Origin of the sequence: Lactococcus sp. bn62 (genome assembly GCF_029492705.2) — a bacterium.
In the GTDB taxonomy this organism is placed as follows: domain Bacteria; phylum Bacillota; class Bacilli; order Lactobacillales; family Streptococcaceae; genus Lactococcus; species Lactococcus petauri.
Genome location: NZ_CP120417.1, coordinates 1,196,617 through 1,221,843, shown reverse-complemented (window position 1 = coordinate 1,221,843; position 25,227 = coordinate 1,196,617). Strand labels below are relative to the sequence as shown.

At 37.1% G+C, this 25,227-nt stretch carries 21 protein-coding genes; 17 read left to right on the top strand and 4 right to left on the bottom strand.

Going from position 1 to position 25,227, the window contains the following annotated elements; all coding sequences use genetic code 11:
- The first annotated feature begins 49 nt into the window (after positions 1-49).
- From P3G65_RS06340 to P3G65_RS06305, 8 genes are all read left to right on the top strand, one after another.
- Positions 50-679 (top strand): SDR family oxidoreductase, encoded by a 630-nt coding sequence (locus P3G65_RS06340; RefSeq protein WP_019292318.1) that lies wholly within the window; start codon positions 50-52, stop codon positions 677-679.
- Between the two features lie 159 nt (positions 680-838).
- Complete coding sequence (gene clpB / locus P3G65_RS06335; RefSeq protein WP_284071127.1) at positions 839-3,442, top strand: ATP-dependent chaperone ClpB; 2,604 nt, start codon at positions 839-841, stop codon at positions 3,440-3,442.
- A gap of 141 nt (positions 3,443-3,583) precedes the next feature.
- Entirely contained in the window at positions 3,584-4,000 is a 417-nt protein-coding gene (gene ndk / locus P3G65_RS06330; protein WP_019292316.1) for a nucleoside-diphosphate kinase, read from the top strand.
- Positions 4,001-4,109: 109 nt separating this feature from the next.
- Positions 4,110-5,327, top strand: coding sequence for an MFS transporter (locus tag P3G65_RS06325; RefSeq protein ID WP_019293348.1), 1,218 nt, complete (start codon positions 4,110-4,112; stop codon positions 5,325-5,327).
- Positions 5,328-5,455: 128 nt separating this feature from the next.
- On the top strand, positions 5,456-6,187 hold the full coding sequence (locus tag P3G65_RS06320; RefSeq protein WP_019292315.1) for a bifunctional 2-polyprenyl-6-hydroxyphenol methylase/3-demethylubiquinol 3-O-methyltransferase UbiG: 732 nt from the start codon (positions 5,456-5,458) through the stop codon (positions 6,185-6,187).
- Between the two features lie 112 nt (positions 6,188-6,299).
- Positions 6,300-8,249 carry a sodium:proton antiporter gene (locus P3G65_RS06315; protein WP_019292314.1) on the top strand — a complete coding sequence of 650 codons (1,950 nt, stop codon included), beginning with the start codon at positions 6,300-6,302 and terminating at the stop codon, positions 8,247-8,249.
- A 130-nt stretch (positions 8,250-8,379) separates the two neighbouring features.
- The gene (locus P3G65_RS06310; RefSeq protein ID WP_019292313.1) at positions 8,380-8,895 is read left to right on the top strand and encodes a hypothetical protein; all 516 of its coding nucleotides are present in this window, start codon (positions 8,380-8,382) and stop codon (positions 8,893-8,895) included.
- Between the two features lie 94 nt (positions 8,896-8,989).
- Entirely contained in the window at positions 8,990-9,688 is a 699-nt protein-coding gene (locus P3G65_RS06305) for a TIGR00266 family protein (RefSeq protein ID WP_019292312.1), read from the top strand.
- 35 nt (positions 9,689-9,723) lie between these two features.
- On the opposite strand, the gene P3G65_RS06300 is transcribed toward P3G65_RS06305, so the two are convergent.
- From P3G65_RS06300 to P3G65_RS06290, 3 genes are all read right to left on the bottom strand, one after another.
- Positions 9,724-11,280: an Nramp family divalent metal transporter gene (locus P3G65_RS06300; protein ID WP_284071126.1), complete on the bottom strand. Its 1,557-nt coding sequence runs from the start codon at positions 11,278-11,280 to the stop codon at positions 9,724-9,726.
- Between the two features lie 71 nt (positions 11,281-11,351).
- A complete protein-coding gene (locus tag P3G65_RS06295) occupies positions 11,352-12,047 on the bottom strand; it encodes a metal-dependent transcriptional regulator (protein ID WP_019292310.1) in 696 nt (231 codons plus the stop codon).
- A 148-nt stretch (positions 12,048-12,195) separates the two neighbouring features.
- The gene (locus P3G65_RS06290) at positions 12,196-12,909 is read right to left on the bottom strand and encodes a GntR family transcriptional regulator (protein ID WP_019292309.1); all 714 of its coding nucleotides are present in this window, start codon (positions 12,907-12,909) and stop codon (positions 12,196-12,198) included.
- A gap of 177 nt (positions 12,910-13,086) precedes the next feature.
- Here P3G65_RS06290 and P3G65_RS06285 point away from each other — a divergent pair, with 177 nt between their 5' ends.
- The 9 genes from P3G65_RS06285 to P3G65_RS06245 all read left to right on the top strand — a co-directional run bounded on the left by P3G65_RS06285 (position 13,087) and on the right by P3G65_RS06245 (position 23,434).
- Positions 13,087-14,427: a PTS sugar transporter subunit IIC gene (locus P3G65_RS06285; RefSeq protein ID WP_019292308.1), complete on the top strand. Its 1,341-nt coding sequence runs from the start codon at positions 13,087-13,089 to the stop codon at positions 14,425-14,427.
- Between the two features lie 30 nt (positions 14,428-14,457).
- Entirely contained in the window at positions 14,458-17,082 is a 2,625-nt protein-coding gene (locus P3G65_RS06280; RefSeq protein ID WP_019292307.1) for a glycoside hydrolase family 38 C-terminal domain-containing protein, read from the top strand.
- A complete protein-coding gene (locus P3G65_RS06275; RefSeq protein WP_029346175.1) occupies positions 17,060-18,379 on the top strand; it encodes a glycoside hydrolase family 125 protein in 1,320 nt (439 codons plus the stop codon). The genes P3G65_RS06280 and P3G65_RS06275 overlap by 23 nt, the downstream gene beginning before the upstream one ends.
- A 35-nt stretch (positions 18,380-18,414) precedes the next feature.
- Positions 18,415-19,587, top strand: a complete 1,173-nt coding sequence (locus P3G65_RS06270) for an endoglycosidase (protein WP_019292305.1) — start codon at positions 18,415-18,417, stop codon at positions 19,585-19,587.
- A 121-nt stretch (positions 19,588-19,708) separates the two neighbouring features.
- Entirely contained in the window at positions 19,709-21,142 is a 1,434-nt protein-coding gene (locus P3G65_RS06265; protein WP_284071125.1) for a glycoside hydrolase family 1 protein, read from the top strand.
- On the top strand, positions 21,142-22,014 hold the full coding sequence (locus P3G65_RS06260; protein ID WP_019292303.1) for an ROK family protein: 873 nt from the start codon (positions 21,142-21,144) through the stop codon (positions 22,012-22,014). Before P3G65_RS06265 ends, P3G65_RS06260 begins: the two co-directional genes overlap by 1 nt.
- A gap of 107 nt (positions 22,015-22,121) precedes the next feature.
- Positions 22,122-22,418: a rhodanese-like domain-containing protein gene (locus P3G65_RS06255; RefSeq protein ID WP_019292302.1), complete on the top strand. Its 297-nt coding sequence runs from the start codon at positions 22,122-22,124 to the stop codon at positions 22,416-22,418.
- Positions 22,418-22,741 (top strand): rhodanese-like domain-containing protein, encoded by a 324-nt coding sequence (locus tag P3G65_RS06250; protein WP_019292301.1) that lies wholly within the window; start codon positions 22,418-22,420, stop codon positions 22,739-22,741. Before P3G65_RS06255 ends, P3G65_RS06250 begins: the two co-directional genes overlap by 1 nt.
- Positions 22,742-22,807: 66 nt before the next feature.
- Positions 22,808-23,434, top strand: a complete 627-nt coding sequence (locus P3G65_RS06245) for a hypothetical protein (RefSeq protein WP_019292300.1) — start codon at positions 22,808-22,810, stop codon at positions 23,432-23,434.
- Between the two features lie 131 nt (positions 23,435-23,565).
- Here P3G65_RS06245 and P3G65_RS06240 read toward each other — a convergent pair whose 3' ends face one another.
- Positions 23,566-24,924 carry an MFS transporter gene (locus tag P3G65_RS06240; protein ID WP_019292299.1) on the bottom strand — a complete coding sequence of 453 codons (1,359 nt, stop codon included), beginning with the start codon at positions 24,922-24,924 and terminating at the stop codon, positions 23,566-23,568.
- Positions 24,925-25,227: the final 303 nt, after the last annotated feature.

The following is a 25,227-nucleotide window of genomic DNA, read 5'->3' as shown; positions in this document are numbered from 1 at the left end:
ATTAGTTGTAACAAAAAATATTACAACGGAAAAGACATGGAGGTCTAATATGAAATTAGCAGTAGTAGCAGCAAATGGTAAAGCCGGTCGTCTTATTGTACAAGAAGCGGTAGACAGAGGCTTGGATGTAACAGCAATTGTTCGGGGCGAAAACAAAACAGTAGCTCCGTCTTCTATCGAGAAAGATTTGTTTGATTTAACTAAAGAAGACATCAAGGATTTTGATGTTATTATTGATGCTTTTGGAACATGGGCAGAAGATAGCTTGGAGCAACATACTACTTCAATCCAACATCTTGCTGATCTTGTTGAAGGTACGGACAAGCGCTTGTTGATTGTTGGTGGTGCCGGAAGTCTTTACCTTAATCCAGAACATGATTTAGCACTTTATCAATCAGAAGGTTTCCCAGACGCTTTCAAACCTTTGGCAACAGCTATGTCTGATTCATTAACTGCGTTGAGAAAACGTCAGGATGTGAAATGGACTTATGTAAGCCCTGCTGCAGATTTCCAAGCAGATGGTGAAAAAACTGGAGATTATGTTGTTGCGGGAGAAGAGTTTACGGTTAATGACAAAGGCGAAAGTGTGATTAGTTATGCAGACTATGCGAAAGCGATGATTAATATTGCACTGGAAGGAAATTATGTCGGACAACGTATCAGCGTTTTTCAAAAATAGTAAAAATAAGAGGGATTTTCTCAAGAAAACCCCTCTTATTTTTATATGTAAATTTATGAGCAAATAGTTTGACCTTTACTGACCAAAAGAGTATAATTAAGAGGTAGTAAGAAAAATGAGAAAAATACTACATTACTATGAAATGAATCGAGGTGCATTATGGACATCGAAAAAATGACAACAAGTATGCAAAAATCGCTTTATGAAGCGCAACAAATTGCGCAGACTCGCCATCATCAAGCGATTGAAATTCCACATTTATGGCGAATATTTGTGCAACCGAACAGTTTTGCCTTTAATTTTTACAAAGATTCAGAAATTAACATTGAAGAATTTACAAAAATTATTGAAAAAGAAATAGACAAGATTTCTTCTGTTGAAGGTAGCAATATTACCTATGGTCAAAATATTAGCGCAGATCTCTTTAATCTGTTCAATGCAGCAAATAAGATTGCCAAAGATATGGGTGATGAATATCTCTCAACTGAAATTGTACTCTTGGCCCTTTTTGAGTTAAAGAAAAATCCTTTAACAGAATATCTGGTTAGCCATGGAATGAATAAAGAAAAAACGAAATTAGCAATTGAAAACCTACGAGGAGGTGATAAAGTGACAAACCAAAATGCTGAAGATACATATAAAGCACTTGAAAAATACGGCGTCGACCTTGTTGCTCAAGTGAAATCAGGAAAACAAGATCCTGTAATCGGACGTGATGAAGAAATTCGTGATATTATTCGTGTCTTATCACGTAAAACAAAAAATAACCCGGTTCTAATTGGTGAACCTGGTGTAGGTAAAACAGCCATTGTTGAAGGACTTGCGCAACGTATTGTCCGTAAAGATGTACCTGAAAATCTAAAAGATAAAACAGTATTCTCTTTGGATATGGGGGCACTTATTGCAGGTGCTAAATATCGTGGTGAGTTTGAAGAACGTCTGAAAGCAGTACTGAATGAAGTTAAAAAGTCTGACGGACAAATTATTCTCTTTATTGATGAGTTACACACGATCGTCGGTGCTGGTAAGACTGAAGGTTCAATGGATGCTGGTAATCTTTTGAAACCGATGCTTGCACGTGGTGAATTGCATTTAATTGGTGCAACAACTTTGGACGAGTACCGTAAATATATGGAAACAGACAAAGCTTTGGAACGTCGTTTCCAAAAAGTTCTAGTTACTGAACCAACAGTTGAAGATACTATTTCCATTCTGCGTGGTTTGAAAGAACGTTTTGAAATTCACCACGGTGTAACAATCCACGATAACGCATTGGTTGCAGCAGCAACACTTTCTGATCGTTATATTACAGACCGTTTCTTGCCAGATAAAGCGATTGACTTAGTCGATGAAGCCAGCGCAACAATTCGTGTTGAAATGAATTCTCTGCCAACAGAACTCGACCAAGCAAACCGCCGCTTGATGCAGTTGGAAATTGAAGAAGCAGCGCTCAAAAAAGAACGTGATGATGCTTCGAAGAAACGTTTAAATATCATTCGTGAAGAAATTGCAGAACTTCGTGAAGAAAACAATCAACTTAAAGCCCAATGGGAAGCTGAAAAGAAAGAAGTGGGCAATATTTCTGATAAACGGAATGAACTGGAACGTGCACGCCATGAATTAGAAGAAGCACAAAATGAAGGTGACTTTGAAAAAGCAGCGGCCTTACGTTACGGTAAAATTCCAGAAATTGAACAATCACTGAAAGAGCTTGAAAGCAAAGCAAAATCAGATGATCTCAGTCTTGTTCAAGAATCTGTCACTGAAGAACAAATTGCGGAAGTTGTAGGCCGTATGACAGGTATTCCTGTGACAAAACTGGTGGAAGGTGAACGTGAAAAACTCCTTCATTTACCAGAAACTCTTCATCAACGTGTAGTAGGGCAAGATGAGGCAGTTGAAGCTGTGTCTGATGCTATTATTCGTGCTCGAGCAGGAATTCAAGACCCTAATCGTCCTTTAGGTTCCTTCCTTTTCTTAGGACCTACAGGTGTTGGTAAGACAGAGTTAGCTAAAGCCTTGGCCGAAAATTTATTTGACTCCGAAGAACACATGGTTCGTATTGACATGAGTGAATATATGGAAAAACACAGTGTATCCCGTCTTGTCGGAGCTCCTCCAGGATATGTTGGTTATGATGAAGGTGGTCAACTGACTGAAGCTGTGCGCCGTAACCCATATACAATTATTTTGTTGGACGAAATTGAAAAAGCACATCCAGATGTCTTCAATATCTTGTTGCAAGTCTTGGATGATGGTCGTTTGACGGATTCAAAAGGCGTTTTGGTTGACTTCAAGAATACTGTTTTGATTATGACATCAAATGTCGGATCACAATATTTGCTAGACAATGTTGATGATCAAGGCGAAATATCTGAAGAAACAACTGAAGAAGTGATGAAACAATTGCGGATGCATTTCAAACCAGAATTCCTCAACCGTATTGATGATACTATTCTCTTCAAACCATTGTCATTGAATAATATTAAAAATATTATTGTGAAGATGACCGGTCAATTGACACAACGTCTTGAAGAAATGTCTGTTGAACTAGAACTTAGTGAAGAAGTCAAAGCATGGATTGCAGAAAATGCTTATGAACCAGCTTATGGTGCACGTCCATTAAAACGTTACTTGACAAAAGTTATTGAAAATCCACTTGCTAAATTAATTATTGCAGGTAAAATTCCACCAAAAACTAAAGTTCTTGTTAAACTTGTCGACAATAAAATTGACTTTGATATCTTACCCATCGAAGAATAAGTGAAGAAAAAGAGAAAAGCCCGGGTTATCTCGGGCTTTTTGTATATAAAAATAGTGTTTTGTCGAAATTTACAGATAATTCTTGACAACTTATAGCTTTTAGATGTAAAATATAAACACGATATATAGGAGGAGTCAATCATGGAAAAAACTTTCTTTATTATTAAACCTGACGGCGTTCAACGTGGTCTTGTAGGTGAAATATTGAAACGAATCGAGCAGCGTGGTTTTCAACTAGAAAAACTAGAGCGACGTTCTGCTCCAAATGGAGACTTGATTGACAAGCATTACGAAGCATTAGTTGATAAAGATTTTTATCCAAATATTCGTTGTTATATGACTTCTGGACCAGTAGTTGTTGGTGTGATATCTGGTGTAGAAGCTATTTCTTGCTGGCGCACAATGATGGGGACAACTAATCCTAGTCAAGCTCAACCAGGGACTATTCGTGGAGATTTTGCTCAATCACCTGAAAAAGGTAAAGCCATTAAAAATATTGTCCATGGATCAGACTCACCGGAATCTGCAGAGCGAGAAATAGCACTCTGGTTTTCATAAACAGAAATAAGGTCAAGGACAAAGGCTTTCCATGGAAGTTTGAGCGACAAAGCTCCAAACATTAAAGGGAAGTCTTTTTTTGTTTGCTATTTTATTCAAGGAGAAGAATATGAAAGAATTTTGGGGACTTCATCCGACCATTAAAATTAGGTTAGTGATGAATTTTTTAGGAGCACTATGCTTTAGTACAGTTGGTGGCTCCATGACAATTTACTATAATAAATATATGGGTGCTGGTATCACAGGACTCTTGCTTATTGTGAGCTCTATTATGGTTTTTTTGGTTGGCCTTTATGCGGGACATTTGACAGATTTAAAAGGTCGTCGGCCTGTCATGCTTTTTTCAACTGCAGTAACTGCAGTTGGAGCAGCACTGGCAACTTTTTCTAACTCGGGATTTTACTTTAATCCTTGGACAACCTTTTTCGGATTTTTAATCGTGAATTTTGGTTTTGGCTTTTTTAATACAGCCAGTCAAGCGATGATTGTTGATTTAACAACAAGTGAAAACCGGAGAACAGTCTACAGTATTCAATACTGGATTATCAATTTTGCTATTATGATTGGTTCGGGACTTTCTGGTTGGTTTTTCCGTGATTATTTGGTCTGGCTTTTGCTGGTGATCACTATTGAAGAAATTTTGAGTTTTGTCGTTGTCTTGTTTTGGATTGATGAGTCTTTTGACCCGCATCAAGAACATCAAAAGAAAGCACCAAATATTATAAAAGCTTATTTCTTTGTGGCTAAAGACAGCATCTTTATGTCTTATTTATTTGCTTCGGTTTTTATTGCGATGATTTTTAATCAAATTGATTACTATTTGCCAGTACATCTAAGTGACAGTTTCTCAACAACACGAATTTTAGGGTTGGAACTTTATGGTCAACGGATGTTGACACTTTTCCTATTGATCAATACCTTGATTATCGTACTCTTTATGAGTAAAATGAATCAACTTACTAAAAATTGGTCGCGGAGCACAGGGATTACATTAGGAATTTTTCTCCAAGGTTTAGGTTTTATTATTGCCTTTTTAGGTCATAATTTAAGCTGGGAAGTTACAGCAGCAGTAGTTGCTACTTTGGGCGAAATGATTCTTGTACCTTTCTCTCAAGCTTTGAGAGCCGACCTGATGGAAGGTGATCATGTTGGGACTTATACGGGCGCCTTTTCAGTGACTCAGCCAGTCGCTTCCGTACTCTCAGGTGTTTTGGTTTCGCTGTCAGCACTCTATGGGAATATTGGCATGGCTATATTTATGGGAATAATTATCCTTTTAAGTATCCTTCCCTCACTGCGGGCTATTCGAATGCATGAAGCCTCATAGAATTTTAAAACGGTCCATGTTATAATAAAAAACAAAGGAGTAAAAATAATGTCAGAAGGAATTATTGCTCAAAAAATTGTTTCTACCCATGTAAACGTATAAATAAAATTTACATGGGAGAATAACAAATGAAAGAAAACAAATATAATAATCAAGAATTTTTTTCAAAATATGCTCAAATGGAGCGTTCAAAATCAGGGTTAGAAGCTGCTGGAGAATGGTCAGAGCTACGAAATATTTTACCTGATTTTCATAACAAAAAAGTTTTGGACCTTGGCTGTGGATATGGTTGGCACTGCAAATATGCTGTTGAAAATGGAGCATCTTATGTCTTAGGCACAGATATTTCGAGTAAAATGCTGGAAAGAGCGACAAGTAAAAACTCAGATGAGAAAATAACTTATCAGTGTATCGCTATGGAGGACTTATGTCTTGAACTGGATTCTTTTGATGTGGTTCTGAGCTCATTAGCCTTACATTACATTGAAGATTTGGCCATGCTTTTTTCCAACATATACATGTGCTTAACTACGGGCGGTCAGTTTGTGTTTTCGGTAGAACATCCTCTTTTTACTGCATCTGGCCTGCAAGATTGGATTTATGATGTAAAAGGAAAAAAAGAGTACTTTCCTGTAGACAATTATTTCTACGAGGGAAAACGTAAGGTGTCCTTCTTAGGAGAAGAAGTAACTAAATATCATCGAACTTTAACCACATATCTCAACACATTGCTACAACTTGGCTTTGAACTTCAACATGTGATTGAACCTCAGCCACCTGAACAAATGCTTGTATTTGAAGAAATGCATGATGAGCTGAGACGCCCGATGATGTTGATTGTTTCTGCAAGGAAAAAATAAAGAAAAGCTAGGAATAATTATTCCTAGCTTTTAATTTTCACACAGGAGGATTATTTGTATGACGGAGTATGTGATATACTAAAGAAATAGAAAAAATTAGAAAAGGTGTTTTATGTCAGCCGTTAGTTTCATAGCTGTAATGTTGATTGGGGTCATTGCGGCAAATGTAATCAAAGAGTTTTTCCCAAAAATATCTGAAACCTTTATTTTGATCGGAGTAGGAATTCTTCTGAGTTTCTTACCAGAGTTTAGGCATTTTGAGTTGGAGCCAGAGTTTTTCATGATGTTAATTATTGCACCTTTAATGTTTAATGAAGGCAGTAAAACATCTTTGAAAGAAGTTAGAAAAAATTTCAGAGGAATATTCTTTCTCTCCATTACTTTAGCTGTTGTAACTGTACTCTTTGTTGCAGCATTGACCACAAATATTATGGGCAGCTGGATTTTCCCCTTGGCAATTTGTTTTGCTGCAATTGTTACGCCAACAGACTCTGTTGCTGTTAAATCTATTATTGCGGGTAAAAAAATGCCACAAGGCGTAAATGAAGCTGTCGAGTTTGAATCTCTTTTCAATGATGCATCAGGTTTGGTCCTCTTAAGTTTGGGGCTTTCGGTGCTGGAAAGTGGTCATTTTAGTATTTGGAGCGGACTTGGCCAGTTTGCTTTTGTTTCCATTGGGGGAATACTTATTGGATTAATTATCGGGACTTTCTTAGTTCGTATTCGCATTGCGATTAATCTTCGGGCAACAAATCCAGAAGCGACGATTATTCCGATTTCTATTTTAACGCCTTTTGCTCTTTATTTGCTTGCTGAGCATTTTGGCACCTCTGGAGTACTTGCAGTTGTTGCTGCAGGATTAATTCATAATTTTGAAGGCGATATGCTTAAACTTACGTCGACCAATGTTCAACTCACCAATAATACCATCTGGGAAATACTGAGTGGGATTCTCAACAATTTTGTCTTTATTTTATTAGGAGTAAGTCTCTTTGGTATTTGGGATATCTTTAAATCCTTAGGCTTAGAAGAAGCTGTTATACTCTTCTTTATCAGTGCTTTGGTTTACGTGCTGATGTTATTTATACGAAAATTCTGGACTAATCAAAGAGGTAATCGTTCTATCGAACATTTCTTCTCAAACGATAAGAAAGAGCGCGGTAAAGACTCCACTATTTTTGCTCTATCAGGAGCACACGGAACAATGACATTGGCAATGGCCTTCTCTTTACCCCTAAATACTGCTATTTTGAGCACTGAGAACAGAGAGATTATTATTAGTATGGCAACAATAGTCATTTTGCTCAGCCTTATTGTGCCTACCTTTATCTTGCCTAAACTCTTGTCACCAATGAAAGCTGCAAGTTCAGATGACATTGATAGTGTTCGAAATGATATGGTTGACTATGCTATTTTACATATGATGCAAGTGATAGAGGACAGTAAGGTGCGCAGTAGCTTAACAAAGCAATTGCAATCACAAAAAGGTTTGCAAATTCCTGATCATAATAAGAGTAGTCGACTCTTAGAAAACATTGTGACCTGGCAAGAAGCATTTTTGGATAGTTCAGATATTCAAGAAAATTTTTCAGCGAAAGCTATTGACTACTTCAGAATTTACTTGGAGAATAGCAGCAAGCGTGCCATGAGTAAAAAAATTAGAAGAATGTTTTCGAGAAGAAGTCGATTACGTGGAGCTGATCAAAGTGAGATGCAAGAATTCATAGCCGTAAGAAATGAACTTGGGCATTTAGAGGATGTTCTTTATGAGGCCACAATGGAAAAATTAAATCGTCTTGAAAGAGAACGATTTGAGAAGAAGGTTACTGATTTCAGCGACATTGAAGAAGTGAAGCGAGTCTTCGAAAATAGACATTACCGTATGCGAAATGAAATTCAAGAAGAAACAATCGTGCCTAACGAACTACTTATTGAAGCTTTCCAACTTGAATATCAGTATGTACTGGATCAGGTGAAATCGGAAACTATCTCAAAAGAAACAAGCAACAAACTCTTTAAAGAAATCAATAACGCGCAAGTTTTACAACTACAAAATCAATAAAAAGCCTTAAGGCTTTTTTATAATAACTTTCGCTTAAGAAAAGTACTGTAAAATAAAAAATAATAATTAAATTTAAAATGTCTTTGTGACAGACGGCCGTTTATAAGTTGCTCACAGATAAGGGGAGATTATGGTTTCAAGAAGATCAAAAAGAAATAAAAAAGGAATTTTGAGAAGATTAATTGGTTTTCTTGTTGGGCTTATTATCGTGCTTGCGCTTTTTGTGGGAGGTCTTGTTTTGCTTGGGCGTTATGCAATTGCCAATAATACGGATAATCTTCTGTCGAAAGTTATTGCCTATTCAGAAAGTTTGACTGATGCTTCAGGAAATATTGCTCCAGCCAGTCCAGAAGCGATTGTCTCAACACTGAATCAAAATGCCAGCAATATTGTGAGTCGTTCGCAAGGTTTTATTGATTCAGCCCAAGCCACAACAGATGGACAGACAGTAAAATATACAGTAAGTTCCTCTAAAATGAACGGCTTCCTATCTCACAGCATCTTAGCAACAAATGGTGATCAGATAGAAAAAGTTGCCGATAAAGTTTTAGAATCAATGAAAGCTTCTGGGGTAAATCATCCTCAACTTGTTGTGAATCTTACCGATGATCAAGGCAAAACAATTCAAACTATTGATTATAGATAAAGAGAGTAAAAGTTTCTTGACCTGAGCAAGAGGCTTTTTACTCTCTTTAATTTTATGTTATAATTAGAAAAAATGAGAAAGTAGGCCCAAATTTATGGAATATCAATTGAGCTCAACATCAGCTTTTCCACTTGTACATGTTACCCTGCAAGATAAGGAAGAAATTCAGATTGAGTCAGGAGCAATGGTTTACCACAACCCTTCAGTTACGCTTGAAGGTAAGATGAATAGCAATGGGAGAGGTGGTATTGGTGGCGCCTTGAAAGCTCTTGGGCGCTCAATAACAAGTGGTGAAAGTTTCTTTATCACTAAAGTCAAATCAAGCAGTGCTAATGGTCAAATCACTTTGGCGCCAGCTACTCCGGGTGCTGTGAAAGAACTTAATATTGGTCAAGAACAATGGCGTTTGAATACAGGGGCCTTCCTTGCAAGTGATGGGGATGTTCACTATACGATGGAACGACAAAAACTAAGTGGAGCTCTTCTTGGTGGAACTGGTGGTCTGTATGTTATGGAAACACAAGGAAGTGGCCGTATGTTAGTTAATGGCTATGGTGATATTGTCGAAATTGAATTAGATGGTACAGAAGAATATATCGTGGACAATCATCACGTCCTTGCATGGAGCAAAACGCTTGATTATTCAATCGAAGTCGCTTCTGGAACTTTTGGTTTTAAAACTGGTGAAGGGCTTGTCAACAAATTTAAAGGTCGTGGTAAAATCATGATTCAAAGCCGTAATATGGAGGCTTTTGCTGAGTCAATCATCCCTTTCTTACCAAGTAATGGTTAAATAAAAAAAGCTATCGGTGATAGCTTTTTTTATTTTTATGAATCTGATAGTTTTTGATTAAGCAGTGAGAGTTTTCTATTGCCTCGGTAGAGTTCAAATATAGTCCAAATGAGTAAAGCAATTACTAAAACAATAAGTAGAATTGCGGTTCCATCTGCAAGATAGGCAAGATTCTTAGGAAATAGACTTTCAATTTGATCTGGTAGACCAATAAGATTAAGGTAAGTCAACGCAATGACAGAGAACCAACCAAAGAGTTGAACAATCCAATTGTTTTTAAATTTACCCATTTCATTTTTACTATTTGTAAGCATTAGAAGAGGAATAATGGAAAAGGGCAGTGCAAATGCAAGAAAGACTTGCGAATTATTCATGAGATTGTTAATAGCTTCATGCTGTGCTTTTAGACTGTAGCCACGTGTCATCGTAACACAAATCAAGACAGGAACGACAGATAGTAAGCGCGTGATTAGACGACGCGCCCACATTGGCATCCGCATATGGATAAATCCTTCCATTATGATTTGTCCTGTTAAAGTCCCCGTGATTGTCGAATTTTGCCCAGAAGCCAGTAAAGCTACGGCAAATAAGGTAGATAAAGCACCTGTCTTAGCAACATCCGCAAGTACACCATTACTTAATAAATCTGGTGTCGAAAGGGCATCGTAAAGGCCAAAAAATGAAGGGTCGTCAATGACACCTGTCTTAAATACAGCAACACCCATAATGAGCAATAGCGAATTAACAACAAAAGCTAAACTCAATTGGATATTAGAATCCCAAGTTGAAAAACGAACAGCTCGAGCGATGTCTTTATCGTCATTATGGTCAATTTTACGACTTTGTGAAATTGAAGAATGGAGATAGAGATTATGTGGCATTACAGTTGCCCCAATGATACCAAGAGCTCCTGTTAAAGGTGTCATTCCTGTAATAGAAGGGGAAGTAGCAAAGGTCCGTGTATTTGGAATAAAACCTTCCACAATTCCTTTCCAATCGGGATTAGACAAAGCAACTTGATAGGTGAAAATAAATAAAATCACTAATATTAGACACACAACAAGAGCTTCAATGTTTCTAAAACCTACTTTTGTGAGGAGCAAGAGTAAAAAGACATCAAAAACCGTAATGAAGACCGCTAGAATAAGCGGAATATCGAAAAGTAAATACAGTGCGATTGCTGCACCAATAACTTCTGCAATGTCTGTTGCCATAATCGCAAGCTCTGTAAGTATCCATAGGATGATTCCTAAAGTTTTGCTGGTACGTGCACGGATAGCTTGGGCGAGGTCCATCTGGCTAACAATCCCAAGTTTTGCTGACATGTACTGAAGGAGCATAGCAATTAGGCTTGACATCAAAATGACAGAAATCAGTAAATATTGAAAATTTTGTCCACCTGTGATTGAGGTTGACCAGTTTCCCGGATCCATGTAACCCACAGCCACTAAAGCTCCAGGTCCTGAATATGCAAGAAGTGTCCTAAAAAACTTACCATCTTTTGGAACTTTTACTGTGCCGTTAATCTCTTGAAGAGACTTTCCGTTTGTATGATAAATCAACTTATGTGGTTGATTTTTAAAATCATTCATTTTTACCTTCTCTAAGTTGAACTATATTCAACATTGTTTTTTAATATTACTGTTAATATAAGAGAAAATGACTAGGTGTTTTCGTTTTCTAAAGCAGAAGCAACGGTTCCAGTTCTTTGCATTAGTAAGATTTTTTCTTGTAAAAATTGAGGAATAACCGAAACTTGGCCATTGTCCTCTTTCAGAATAATTGATCCATCCTGAAGCCGCTCAATAATCTGAATAAAGTGCGGGATGTTAATGTTTAACTTTTCAAAGAAGGCTTGTGCTTCCTCGTTTAAAGTCGTGATATAGTAACTTTTGTTTTCCTCAGCTTGCTTGAGCGGAATTTCTACTTTATTTTTTTTCCAAAACACTTCTGAAGGAATGGTTGAACCATGTGGATCAACAGCAGGATAATCTAATAAAGCGTAGAGATATTCCACAAGCTTTGGCGAAGAGGCGTGTTCTAAATTTTCAGCTTCATCATGAACTTCCTCTGTAGAATAGCCAAGTTTGTCCACTAAGAAACTTTCCCAAACACGATGACTTTTAATAATAAAGCGAGCCTGAACATTGCCTTGCTCTGATAAATTTACACCACGATATGGTGCATAGTCTACAAGTTGTTTTTTTGCTAATCTTTTAATCATTTCAGTTGCACTAGGCGCAGCAACAGATAATTTTTTTGCAATAAGTTGTATACTGACAGCTGAATCATCTCCCGCACGTTCCAAGGTATAAATAGCCTTAAGATAATCCTGCTCATTTTTTGTTAGTTTTAACACCTGAGTTTCTCCTTATATTATAACAAGAACATTATAGCACGTCCTTATTTATTTTTCAATAATATAAGGGTAGCCTAATGAGGAGGATATTTGCAAATGCAAATTAAAAAGCCACAAACATTTTTAAATTTGTGGCTTTTTAATCGCTTTAGTTCTTTTTGAGATGAATATCAAGTGCAAATTTGGTTTGGTTACTGATAAAGTAGGATTTAGAAAATTCAAAAGCATGTCCTTTTTGGTCGTAAGCAGTTTGCTCAATAACGAGGACGGGCGAATGACGTTCAATCTCCAAATTTTTGCTCACTTCCTCATCGGCTTGATCGGCGTAAATGACACGTTTAGCATCTACTAACTGTAGTTTTGCTTCCTGTCCCAGATAGTCATAGACAGAGCCTTCTAAGATTTCTTCGGTGATGGGAGCGATATAACTTGGCATGACAACATGTTCAAAACTATAAGCTTTGCCATTCAGAATACGAAGACGTTTAAATTCGTAAACCGGATCTGTTTTATTCAATAGAAGATGCTTTTGCTCTTCTATTGAAGGTAAACGCGCATCAAAAAAGAGTATTTTACTTTTAATCTCTTGATCACGATGCGAATAAGTTACACCAATCGGTAAATCTAAAGGTAGAAGCTCTGTGGTTTCTTCCACTCTCGGACGAATATAAGTTCCGGAGCCTTGTTTACTAAAGATTAAGCCTTCGTTTTCTAATAAAGTGAGAGATTTTTTTAAAGTAATACGTGACACATTATACTTTTCAGCAAAGAATTCTTGTGTAGGGAGAAGCGTTCCCGCTCGATAATGGTTGGTCAGGATGTCTCGTTTGATGTCAGCGTAAATTTCACGGTATTTGTACAATTTGTATACCTCGCTTTTTATGATTTGTATATATATTATATAACATTTTATACAATTTGTCTACATTAATTTCATATTCATCTTTACAAATTTTAAAAAATTGTATATAATAAAAAACGGAAGCGGTTTCTTTTTGATGGAAGTGGCTTCTAAAAAAAGAAAAAGGAAGTGCGTATTATGAAAATTGATGTGCAGAAGTTTCAAGAACCATTACTAAAAGTATCTGCTTGGGTGGAGCGGAATACGATTTTACAGGCCATTAAAAATGCCTTTGTAAGGACAATACCGTTCACGGTTGTAGGTTCCTTCTCTAATCTGATCAAAATGCAGCTTGATGCCCTTATTAAAAACCAAGATATTCATAATGCTTTATTGACGAATATCAGTAATCTGTTTGGTTATATCGGAAATGCGACCTTAGGTATTGTTGCACTTATTGTGGTCTTTTCTTCAGCATATTCTTATGCTTTCGAGCTAAAAAGAAATGAAAAAAACAGCCAACTTAATCCAATCATTGCAACTTTGCTAGCCTTTGCAGCCTATTTCGTAATGGTACCCAATAACGTTAATTATTTGGATCCGAAAGCGGATATTGTTGAAGGTTTTTCAACCTCATTTTTCAGCTATGAAGGGATGTTTACTGCCCTCATCGTTGGTTTAATTGCCGTGGCTTTATTTGCACGATTTACACGAAGTAAATTTACAATCAAAATGCCCGGCAATGTGCCACAAAATGTATTTGATTCTTTCTTCTCATTAATTCCGATTAGTGGTGTACTGTTAATCTTTGGCGCAATTCGGATTGCCCTACAATCATTGGGCTATGTGTCATTACTGCAAATGATTTCTGAAGTACTTATTAAGCCTTTGCTAACAGTAGGTACAGGATTACCTGCCATTCTCATCGTTATTCTACTCCAACAAATCTTATGGTTCCTCGGCCTTCATGGTTTCAATATCGTTTGGGGTGTCGTATCAGCTTTCTGGCTCCCTATTTTCTTAGAAAATGTAGCAAAATTTGCTGAAACACAAAGTTTTACTGGCATTTCTATTGCGCCAAATACAATGACCAACGTATATGCCATGATTGGTGGTTCAGGTGCGACCTTTGGTTTAATTATCGCAATGCTTATCTTTACGAAGAAAGGCGAAAAAGAACGTGAAGTGGCAAAACTTGCTTTAATACCTGGATGTTTTGGGATAAATGAACCGGTTATCTTCGGCCTTCCTATCGTTCTTAATCCGTTAATGTTTATCCCCTGGGTGCTTGTTCCAATGATTAACGCTGTGATCGCTTATATTGTAACATCGATTGGCTGGGTTGTTCCTCTGGTCGTCCTGAATTCAGGAAATGAACCTATCTTTATCAGTACCTGGGTTTTAGGAGCCTTCCATATTAGTCCGGTTATATTGACCCTTGTTTTGGTTGTCTTAGACATTGTTTTATATTCACCGTTTGTAATTCTTAACCAAAAACAAGAACGTGCTGAACAAGCAGCAATGCTCATTGCAGAATAGAATTTAAATAAGAAATAGAGGAAAGTACCCATGAAAAAAGTATATACTGTTGCACATACTCACTGGGATTTTGAATGGTATTTTACAAGACAAGAAGCTCGTGTGCAATTTATTTTTCACATGGATGAAGTTTTAGAAGCTTTGGAAAGTAATCAGTTGGATTTTTATACTTTAGATGGTCAAATGTCAATTGTCGAAGATTATCTCAGTCTCTTTCCTGAAAGAGAAAAACAGCTGAAAAAATTTGTCCAGGCGGGCAGACTCTTCGTCGGACCTTGGTTCACACAAATTGATGAAATGACAACTTCTGGGGAATCAATAGTGAGAAATCTACGTATTGGTATTCGTGAAGCAGAAGAACTAGGCAGTGCTATGAGAATTGGCTACTTGCCAGATTCTTTTGGTCAAAGTCAAGACATGCCGAAAATCTATCATGACTTTGATATCCAACATGCCCTTTTTTGGCGCGGGATGCCGAATGAAGCGAACACGCGCTACTTTTATTGGTCAAGTAATGATGGTTCAAAAGTACTGACAGCCAATATTAAAAATGGTTACTATGCGGGAGTTGATTTAGTAGAAAAGAATGATTTTTCAGACCTGGTTGAAAGAATATCAACACATACAAATAGCAACGCGCATCTTTTACCGGTGGGAGGGGATCAGCGTGCAGTTGATTTTAATTTAAAAACAAGGATCGATAAGGCAAATCAAGAAATTGAAGAATCAACAGTGTTTATTGAAAGTAACTACCCGCAATTTTTCAAGGCACTCGAAAAAGATGCCCAAGAATTTCTAGATATCAAGGGCGAGTTTATTGAGCCAATAGATTCCAAAATTCACCGTGGTATTTATTCATCACGTTATGACTTAAAACAAGTCTATGATCAACTTGAGCGTCTCTTAACTTATCAGTTAGAACCAATGTCTGTTTTAGCTGCACGTTATGGCATTCCTGTTAAACAAGGTCTAATAGATAGCTTGTGGAAGATAGTAAGCCGCGGTCAAGCACACGACAGTGCTGGTGGTTGTAATAGTGATAAAACTAACCGCGATATCTATATGCGTGGGATAAATGGCCTACAGGAAGCTCAGTCTTGTATGGACTACTTGCTCAGAAAATTAAGTATTTCACTAAATAGGAATCAAGAAGACAGTCTTTTCATGTGGAATCCTCTTCCTTTTGAGCTTAAAGTGATAAAGAAAGTCAAACTTTCTACACAAAATAAACATTTTTCACTCACTGACGACAGGGGAGAGAAGGTAGCTTTTGAGATTATTGAGCAAGTAACAGAAAATGCAGCATTACTTCGCAGAAATCCTGAGGAAATGCTTGATGAATCTTACTATGTTAGTACAATAGCAGTAGAATGCACTTTACCAGCCATGGGCTATGTACATTATCATGTTAGTGCCGAGGAAGAAAAGCCTCAAACACTGCTAAAGGCAACAAGGATTGAAAATGATTTTTATCAGATTGAGTTTACTGAGGGAAAGTTCAATCTTTGCCTTAAGAAGAATGGTAAAAAATATTTAGATTTTCTATCTTTTGAAGATGGAGGAGATGAAGGAGATACCTACGATTATTCACCAGCCTTTGCGGATTGGATCTTAAATCTGAACTTTAATAACAGTCAAACTTCTCATGTGGAACAAGGAAAATTACTAAGCCGAATAATTGTAGAAGGCGAATGGAAACTTCCTTATAACCTGGGATCACGGAAAGAACGACAACTTGATGGACAGGTCACATATATATTAACTTTAGAGCTTAATAAGCAGGATAATCGGATTCAGCTTAGACTAAATGTGAATAATCAAGTGCTTGATCATCGTTTACGCCTAGTACTTAAAACAGATGTTCAGTCTGAGTTTTCGACCAGTGATACACCTTTTGGTATTATCAATCGACCGATTGAAGAAAAGCACTTGCAAGATTGGCGAGCAAGAGGATATAAAGAAGAACCCACAAGCATGCGTCCGATGATTCACTTCGCCAATCTTCATGATACGAAGACAAGTTGGAGTTTCTTAAGTAAAGGAACAAAAGATTTCCAAGTTCTTAATAAGGAGCAGCAAGAGCTTGCCATTACCATATTTAGAGGCGTGGGTTACCTAGGAAGACCAGATACACAAAGACGACCAGGAGATGCTTCTGGTTTGCAAACCAGAGAGGTTGAAACACCTGATAGCCAACTTTTAGGGGAAGTTTTCTTTGAAGGAAATATCGTGATAGACACTGATTTTAATGCTGCAGCTCTCCAAAATCAATACCTACTCACTACACAGGAAAATATATATTACCAAACACAGACAATCAATCGCTTTAGCACACCAATAGAATATTTCCCTATAAACAAGAAGAAGCTAGAATTAAAAGAGCAACAGGTAATAGCTTTAGCAAACAGTGAAGTAGCCTTCAGCAGTATGGAAACTAGTATCGATCAAAGAGGTATACAATTACGGCTCTATAATCCCTGTGATACTGCCCAAGATATGCCGGGAATCATCAAACTTCAAGAGCCAGCAACAATTAAGCTGTTAAACTTGGAAGGTAAAATTATTGGCAATCTTGAAGATTCTGCCGAAGAGCTCATAATGGAAGAATTTAGACCAGGTGAAATTAGAACTTATGGTATCTTTTTCAAAAAATAGTAGGAGGACAAAGGAGTTGATAAAACAAGAAGAGTTAATCTCCAAGATTAAAAAACATGCAGAGACAATTCGTCTATGGGATGACCGAGCTACATCACTTTTTCAAGATGCCATAGTGGATACTATTTCAAACACCGTTTCAGTACGTGAAAATGGGGAAATATTTGTGGCCACAGGTGATATTCCGGCAATGTGGTTAAGAGATTCTACCTTTCAAATACTCCCATATTTGGAAATGGCGGATTCTATTCCGGAGATAACATCTTTGGTTCACGGTGTGTTGAGGCAACAATTACGCTATATTAATCATGACCCTTATGCCAATGCTTTTAATAAAGAACCAACAGACAATCACTATAGTCAAGATGTCTCTAATGTTCAAATATCGCCTTTAGTCTGGGAAAGAAAATTTGAGATTGACTCCTTGTGTGCACCCTTATTCCTGGCTTATCAACTCTACAAGCATACAGGCTATAGCGAACACCTTAAGGAAGATTATTGGGCAACAGTTGAACTTGTTCTCGACATTTTTATTACGGAGCAACATCATGAAAGCTCAGACTATATTTTTAAAAGAACAAATTGCCCGCCATCCGATACACTATCTCATGAAGGACGTGGAGAACCAATTGGTTATACAGGTATGGTCTGGAGCGCCTTTAGACCGAGTGATGATGCGTGTAAGTACGGTTATTTTATTCCAGGGAATTGCTTTATCTTAGTGGTTTTGGGTCAACTTCTAGAGCTGCTTCCGGACCATCACTCTCCAAGATTAAAAAGAAAAATAAAGAAACTGCAAGAAGAAATAACAGAAGGAATTCAAACTTATGGTCTAGTTTCGTCTGAAAAAAATCCTTATTATGCCTATGAGGTTGATGGTTTAGGTAAACAACTCTTTATGGATGATGCAAATGTGCCAAGTCTACTTTCCTTGCCTTTCCTCGGCTATTGTGAAACAGAAGATCCGCTTTATACAAAAACGAGAGAAAAATGCTTAAGTGAAGAAAATCCTTATTATTATGTGGGACAATATTTGCATGGCATCGGTAGCCCACATACGCCGCCACGTTATGTATGGCCAATAGCTTTAGCTATGGAAGGATTGATAACAAACGATATAGACAAAATGAAAAAACAGATAGAGACAATCGTTGCTACAGATGGTGGAACTGGTCAGTGCCATGAGGGGATTGATGTGGACAATCCAAATAATTACACTCGCGAATGGTTCTCTTGGTCAAACATGACCTATTGTCAATTGGTTTTTCGGTACTTAAAGTTTAGTCAAAACAAATAAAATTTTTAAAAATGTTTTCTTAAGGAGGAGGCAAGATGAAAAAAATGAAACGCTATATTTTGGGTTTGCTTACAGTTGGACTTGGTATGCTTATTTTTGGTCCAATCTCTGCGCAGGCACAAGAAGACAGCCAGCAAGCGAAAACTATGGTCTACTACCGTGCATGGCGTGATAAGGAAATGAAAGGTGTCAATACCAGCCTTACAGACGAAAATTGGTTAAGCATGGATGATATTCCTTATGGAATTGATATTGTCAATGTTTTTAGCTATGTCCCTCAAGGTCAAGAAGATGCCGCTGCCCCCTTTTTTGAAAAGCTTAAAAAGTCTTATGTCCCCAACTTACATGCTCGAGGTGTAAAGTTGACTAAGGCAATAGATTATTCAGAGCTTTTAAAAATTCCATATGCAGGCAACTTTCCAACCCCAGAAGAATTTGATGCTTATGCGAATCAATTGTTAGACGAGCATGTACGCCAATACGGACTTGATGGCTTAGATATTGACATGGAAACGTATCCAAGTACTACAGATATTGCTCTGTCAAATGGTGTTATTCGAGCATTATCAAAATATATTGGGCCTCTCGCAAAGAACGGAACCGTATTTGTTTATGATACAAATGGCTCCAATCTCAATCCTTTGAAAGACGTTGCTGACAGTTTTACATATCTTGGTTACCAACAATATGGGTCAGATGACACACGCACAGCCAGAGCAATAAAAGATTATACCGGGGTAATTCCAAAAGAACAATTTATGCCTGGTTTAGCCTTTCCGGAAGAGCAAGACCGTAATAGATGGTACGATGCTAAAGAACCTTACGAAGAAAGTAATATTTACAAAGTAGCAAAATATACAGCAGAAAATAAACTGTATGGCATGTTTCTTTATGCCTTAGACCGTGATGGAAGAACATATAACAATTTTGATCTAAATCATATTGTGCCTTCTAACTTCCTTTGGACGAAAACAGCCATTTTACAGGCCAAAGGCTTTACTCTCCAAGAGACAAAAAATATAGCACTACATCATTGGGAGCGTGTTGGACAAGGAGCAGAGAATTATCAAACCGTTTTAAATAGAATTAATCAAGCTCGGTCAATTTATGAAGTTAATAAAGTCTTGCTTGGATCAAGCGATAACTTTGCCAATGACGGTGTAAGTCCTCAATATGACCCAATGTATGAATTACAACTCATGAAGTAGACTTCCGTTTTTGAATAAAAAATAGATGAGATTCTAGGAAATTTTACTTTTTCTAGGGTCTATTTTTGAAAAAGTATAAATCCTTCTATTTGAGAAGAAGGAAAGTAGAAGGAGCAGAACAATGAAAATAGAATTTCCAAAAGACTTTTGGTGGGGCGCAGCGACAAGTGGTCCACAAACTGAAGGACGTTTCAAGAAAAAACACGACAATGTTTTTGATTATGACTTTGATCATTTTAGTGAACGATTTTGGGGCTCAATTGGTCCAGATACTGCCAGTAATTTTTACAATGATTTCGAAGAAGATATCCGTTTGATGCAGAAAGCTGGACTCAACAGTATTAGAACAAGTATTCAGTGGTCCAGACTTATTGAGGATTTTGAGACTGGGAAGACTAATCCTCAAGCAGTGGCATTTTATAACCGCGTAATCGATACTTTCTTAGCTGCCGGAATTCGGCCCATGATGAACTTACATCACTTTGATCTGCCTGTAGAGCTTCTCCATAAATATGGCGGATGGGAAAATAAAAAAGTGGCGCTACTCTTTGCTCAGTTTGCGGAGCAATGTTTCCGCTTATTTGGCGACCGAGTAACGGAGTGGTTTACACATAATGAGCCAATAGTAGTTGTTGAATGTGGCTATCTTTTAGGTTTCCATTATCCCGACCTTAAAGATGGTAAAAAAGCAGTTCAAGTTGCCTATAATCTGCAGTTAGCTTCCAGTTTAGCGATTGAAAGATTTAGAAAAATTAATAAGAATGCCCAAGCTCAGATTGGGATCATTCTCAACTTAACGCCTAATTATGCTAAGGACGAGGAAATACAGAACCTCAGAGCGGCTCACTTTGCTGATTTATGGCAAAACCAACTGTTTTTAGATGCTTCAGTAAAAGGACATTTCCCACAAAAACTCGTTAACATTTTAGAGCGTGATGGTGTATTGTGGGAAAGCACTACTGAAGATCTTGAGGTGATAAAGCACAATACGGTGGATTTTTTAGGCGTCAATTATTACCACCCAAGTCGAGTCCAAGAGCCAGAGTTTTCAAGTGACAGTTTGGCTCAGGATTGGTTACCTGAAAAATATTATGCATCCTTTAACAAAAGAGGCGTGCGTATGAATGCAGACAGAGGCTGGGAGATTCACCCACAGACGATTTATAAAATAGCAAAAACGATACAAAAGGACTATAATAACATTCCTTGGTTCATCTCCGAAAATGGAATGGGTGTTGAAAATGAAGCGCGTTTTGAGGATACAAGTGGTGTTATCCAAGATGATTATCGTATTCAATTTATGACGGAACATCTTTACTATTTACACCAAGCAATGGTCGAAGGTTCAGCTTGTTTAGGTTATCATACATGGACACCAATAGATTGCTGGAGTTGGCGTAATTCCTATAAAAACCGCTATGGATTAATTTCTCTAGATATTTACAGACAGATTAAGAAACTAAAAAAATCAGCACATTGGTATCGTAAAGTTTCAGAAAGCTCAAGTGTTGACATTGAAGAAGCACTGTTACAAAAACTGAAAGAGGATAAATAATGGCACTGATAACAATTGATATTGGTGGAAGCAGCATTAAATATAGTCTTTTCTCTGAAGGGAAATTAGGAGAAGTCAAGTCGAAGCAAACCCCCGATAATCTCGAAGATTATTACAGCTGTCTGAAGGATATTGTGAGTGAAATGAGACAAGAGAGGACAAATATTACTGGTGTTGCGATGAGCTCTCCTGGAGCGGTGAATCAATCAACAGGCTATATTGAAGGATTCAGCGCATTGCCTTATATTCACGGCTTTAATATCCAACACGCATTAGAAGAAAAGTTAGGCTTAACTTTGACTATTGAAAATGATGCCAATTGTGCTGCTCTTGCCGAAGTTGCTTTTGGAGCAGCAAGGCATCTAAAAAATGTACTTTTTCTAGTACTTGGCACAGGAGTAGGTGGAGCTGTTGTTCTCAATGGGAAAATTCATCACGGGAAACATCTTTTTGGTGGTGAATTTGGTTTTATGTTGATGGATGAAAAACATACTTTTTCGGAACTGGGAACAGCAGTAAACATGGCAAAGCGTTACAATCAACGGTGTAGTACAAATGTGACAGGACAAGAAGTCTTTAGACGAGCAATACAGGAAAAGGATATTCTTGCACAAGAGGAGATGGAACGCTTTACATTTAATGTTGCTAAAGGTATTTATAATCTCCAATATGCTTTTGATCCTGAACTCATTGTCATTGGTGGGGCAGTTTCACAAGCGGAGTGGCTGGTTCCAGAACTTAACAAACAGCTGAACAAAATAATTAAGACTTTAGAAATACCGCCTTTTTTGCCTGAGATTAAGGTTTGCCACTATCGTAACTCAGCCAATCTCATAGGTGCAGCCGTAAATTTTCAACAAAATAAGAGATAAAATAAAAGACATAGAAAACTATGTCTTTTTTAATAGAAGCATTAAATTTGATTATATACCCAATAGGGTATATAATGGTGTTATAAACAAAATAAAGGAAATAGTAAATGCGAACAATTACAATGCAAGAATTAATAGAAGTAATGAAGGACAAAGCTGATATTATTGATGTGCGAGAAGCTTATGAATATGAAGCTGGACATGTACCAACAGCACGTAATCTCCCCATGAGTGAAATCGAAAACCGTATTGCCGAAGTTAATGTTGGAAGCTATATTATCTGTCAATCGGGTGCTCGCTCAGCACAGGTGACACAATGGCTCGCTGCAAATAATATCGACGCTATTAATGTCTTGGGCGGTACAAATGCTTGGGACGGTTGTTTGGCCAGTAAGGAGAACTGATGTTTGGATTATTTACTAAAATTAAAAGTATAACAACAACAGAGCTTGCTACACATCTGAGAAATAATCAGACAAAAGAAGAAGTTATTGATGTGCGAGAACCTTATGAATATAAAAAAGGGCATATTAGAGGAGCTATAAACATCCCTTTAGGGCAAGTTTCTGGTGCATCACTAGTATCCGGCAAAAAGTATTTTGTGATTTGTCAATCAGGGATGGGATCGAAAAATGCCTCTAAAATACTTTCAAAAATGAACTACAACGTAACAAACGTGACCGGGGGAATGCTGTCATGGCATGGTAAAGTGACACGAAAAGATTAAAAAGCTAAAAGCAGAAAAGTTCAGAGGGATTAACAAGTCTCTCTCTTTTTTTGATATAATACATTTATGACTTATCAAGTAAAAATAATATACCCTAAAGAAGAAGCTCTTGAGAGCAATAAATTAACAGAACGTACATTTAATGAATACATGGATGACTTGGAAGCAGAAGAAGTCATTAAACAGTATGAGCAACTTCTAACTGAAGGTTATTCTATTTCAGTTAACTTTTTCCCGCCACAAGTAGACAAAGAAGGTAGTGAACAAGATCCATTTAAAATTGCGGAGAGTTTTGAACTTGCTGGTATAACTTACAAAGCAACGTTGAAACTCAAAGCTTCAGGAACTTATGAAGATATGGTAAAAATTGCTAAAATGATTGAGCAACAAGGCTATGATTACAGCATCACTGTCAAACTTCAGATTAATGAAAATTCGCCCGTCGATTTTGAGAAAGAAAGTTCATGGTTTGATTCCGAATATGCAAAATATACGGTATTGCCTAAGGCAAGTAGCCAAGACATTTCAGATCTCCGCTCACTTTATGATATCTTATCCGAAGAACACTATAAGGTAAGCATCAATCTTAAAGCTAAAGTCAAAAAAGATGATGACGATAGCTTCGCCAGTCAGTTGGCAGCCTATCCTGCAGAAACTTTAGTGACCTTTAAATTGTCGGATGCTACAGTATAATAATTATTTTACATAAATAAAAATATGTAAAATAAAATTAAAAAGTGTCTGAGCTTAAGTCTTAATAATTAGTTAGATGGTCTTTAGATTGTTTTACATAAATAAAAAAAGAGCACAGGAATGCTCTTTTTTTAATTTTTCTTATTTTTCAATGCAGAATAACTTGCAAAGAGTCCCAGAATTACTAATACGAAGAACATAAGTAGAATGACTGATGTCCCAAATTGAGTGCCTTCTTTAAACCCTTGAGCGTGTTGAAAGACAGAGAGAATGTTGGCTACCAAAGCAGTTGCAATGGCTCCGATAAATTGCTGTGATGTATTAACCAATGCATTTCCGTCTGAGAGCTCTTCCGATGAAAGTGTGCTTAAACTGCTGGTCATTAAGTTGCTGTAGGAAACACCCAGCCCAAGCATCATAACGATATGCGCAATCAATAATAAAATAAGTGATTGCGTTGGTAGGAAAACAAAAAGTAAAATGATACCAAAGCTTGCAGTTAATAAACCAAAGGTGATTGGTTTCTTCGCACCAACCTGATCCAAGATTTTCCCAGAAATCGGAGCGAGGATTGCTCCAACAAGAGCTCCTGGAAACATAAAGAGTCCAGCCACAGCTGAGCTATATCCCGCAGAAACTTGGATAAAGTTAGGTAAAATAAAGGATAGACCTAAAAGAAGACCTTGATAAACCAGAAGCGTAAAGAGAAGTGCAACAAATTTATGATGACGTAATATAGCTAATTCGATCAGTGTTTCTTTACGATTATAATAAACAAAGAGTAGGGCACTTAAAATACCAACAATAAAGAGAATTACAAAGGTCAGAATTTGTTCGGCACTTAGGGCAGAAATGAAGACGAAAAACATGACAGAAAGTGCCAAAACTGGTCGAAGTGCCAGTTTTTTTGTCATTTGTTTTTTCTCTTCTGGAAGTGAAGAAAGACCAATAATTAGGGATACAACGATTAATGGAAGTAAAAAGATGTAAATATAGCGCCAATCCAATGCGTTTGAGATGATACCACCATAAGTTGGCCCAATGGCCGGTGCAATTGATGTTGTCACTGTTCCTAATCCCATCATCATGCCACGTTTTTCAAGCGGCGCCTTGGTTAAGATAAGGTGGAACATTAAAGGCAAAGCAATACCGGTTCCGACACCTTGTAAAAGGCGTCCGGCTAGCAAGAGGGGAAAGTTAGGTGAAAAGCAATTAATCAAGACACCAAGGAAGAAAAGAAGATTCCCAGATATAAAGAGCTTACGAGACGAGAAGCGCTGATTAAAGTACGAAGACAAAGGAATAATAATCGCAATTGCTAATAGGTAAATAGTGGTCACCCACTGTATCTTGGAAGTACTTAGCCCAAACTCAGTAATTAATTGAGGGAAGGTCACGTTCATCGCTGTTTCGATTAATACACCTGAAAAAGACAAGAGCCCGGTAGCAATGACAGCACCTAAGAGATGAAATTGTTTGTTTTTATTCATGCAGTTAAATGTCCTCCTAATTTAAACAAAAAGAGGCGAAATTATTATCCTAAAATAATAATTTCGCCTCTGTATAATATCAACATAAATCTATGTTATCTGTACGAAAGTTATAACTTTTCTATTATAACTTCTATGATAAAAAAATGCAACTGTAAATATGAAAGTCAAACCCAAGAAATCTAATTGAAATTTTTTTGTTATTTAACTATCAAAAATTTAACCTGTATTTATTACTTAATTATTGATATTTTGAGGAAAAGGAGTTATTATATAGTTGTGTTTACAAACGTAAACAATTCG

Bases quoted from the DNA above. Each gene is read 5' to 3' on its own strand.
- clpB (WP_284071127.1), top strand. From the start codon at position 839: ATGGACATCGAAAAAATGACAACAAGTATGCAAAAATCGCTTTATGAA.
- P3G65_RS06245 (WP_019292300.1), top strand. From the start codon at position 22,808: ATGACTTATCAAGTAAAAATAATATACCCTAAAGAAGAAGCTCTTGAG.
- P3G65_RS06310 (WP_019292313.1), top strand. From the start codon at position 8,380: ATGGTTTCAAGAAGATCAAAAAGAAATAAAAAAGGAATTTTGAGAAGA.
- P3G65_RS06285 (WP_019292308.1), top strand. From the start codon at position 13,087: ATGAAAATTGATGTGCAGAAGTTTCAAGAACCATTACTAAAAGTATCT.
- P3G65_RS06280 (WP_019292307.1), top strand. From the start codon at position 14,458: ATGAAAAAAGTATATACTGTTGCACATACTCACTGGGATTTTGAATGG.
- ndk (WP_019292316.1), top strand. From the start codon at position 3,584: ATGGAAAAAACTTTCTTTATTATTAAACCTGACGGCGTTCAACGTGGT.
- P3G65_RS06260 (WP_019292303.1), top strand. From the start codon at position 21,142: ATGGCACTGATAACAATTGATATTGGTGGAAGCAGCATTAAATATAGT.
- P3G65_RS06325 (WP_019293348.1), top strand. From the start codon at position 4,110: ATGAAAGAATTTTGGGGACTTCATCCGACCATTAAAATTAGGTTAGTG.
- P3G65_RS06320 (WP_019292315.1), top strand. From the start codon at position 5,456: ATGAAAGAAAACAAATATAATAATCAAGAATTTTTTTCAAAATATGCT.
- P3G65_RS06250 (WP_019292301.1), top strand. From the start codon at position 22,418: ATGTTTGGATTATTTACTAAAATTAAAAGTATAACAACAACAGAGCTT.
- P3G65_RS06240 (WP_019292299.1), bottom strand. From the start codon at position 24,924: ATGAATAAAAACAAACAATTTCATCTCTTAGGTGCTGTCATTGCTACC.
- P3G65_RS06300 (WP_284071126.1), bottom strand. From the start codon at position 11,280: ATGAATGATTTTAAAAATCAACCACATAAGTTGATTTATCATACAAAC.
- P3G65_RS06255 (WP_019292302.1), top strand. From the start codon at position 22,122: ATGCGAACAATTACAATGCAAGAATTAATAGAAGTAATGAAGGACAAA.
- P3G65_RS06265 (WP_284071125.1), top strand. From the start codon at position 19,709: ATGAAAATAGAATTTCCAAAAGACTTTTGGTGGGGCGCAGCGACAAGT.
- P3G65_RS06315 (WP_019292314.1), top strand. From the start codon at position 6,300: ATGTCAGCCGTTAGTTTCATAGCTGTAATGTTGATTGGGGTCATTGCG.
- P3G65_RS06340 (WP_019292318.1), top strand. From the start codon at position 50: ATGAAATTAGCAGTAGTAGCAGCAAATGGTAAAGCCGGTCGTCTTATT.
- P3G65_RS06270 (WP_019292305.1), top strand. From the start codon at position 18,415: ATGAAAAAAATGAAACGCTATATTTTGGGTTTGCTTACAGTTGGACTT.
- P3G65_RS06305 (WP_019292312.1), top strand. From the start codon at position 8,990: ATGGAATATCAATTGAGCTCAACATCAGCTTTTCCACTTGTACATGTT.
- P3G65_RS06275 (WP_029346175.1), top strand. From the start codon at position 17,060: ATGGTATCTTTTTCAAAAAATAGTAGGAGGACAAAGGAGTTGATAAAA.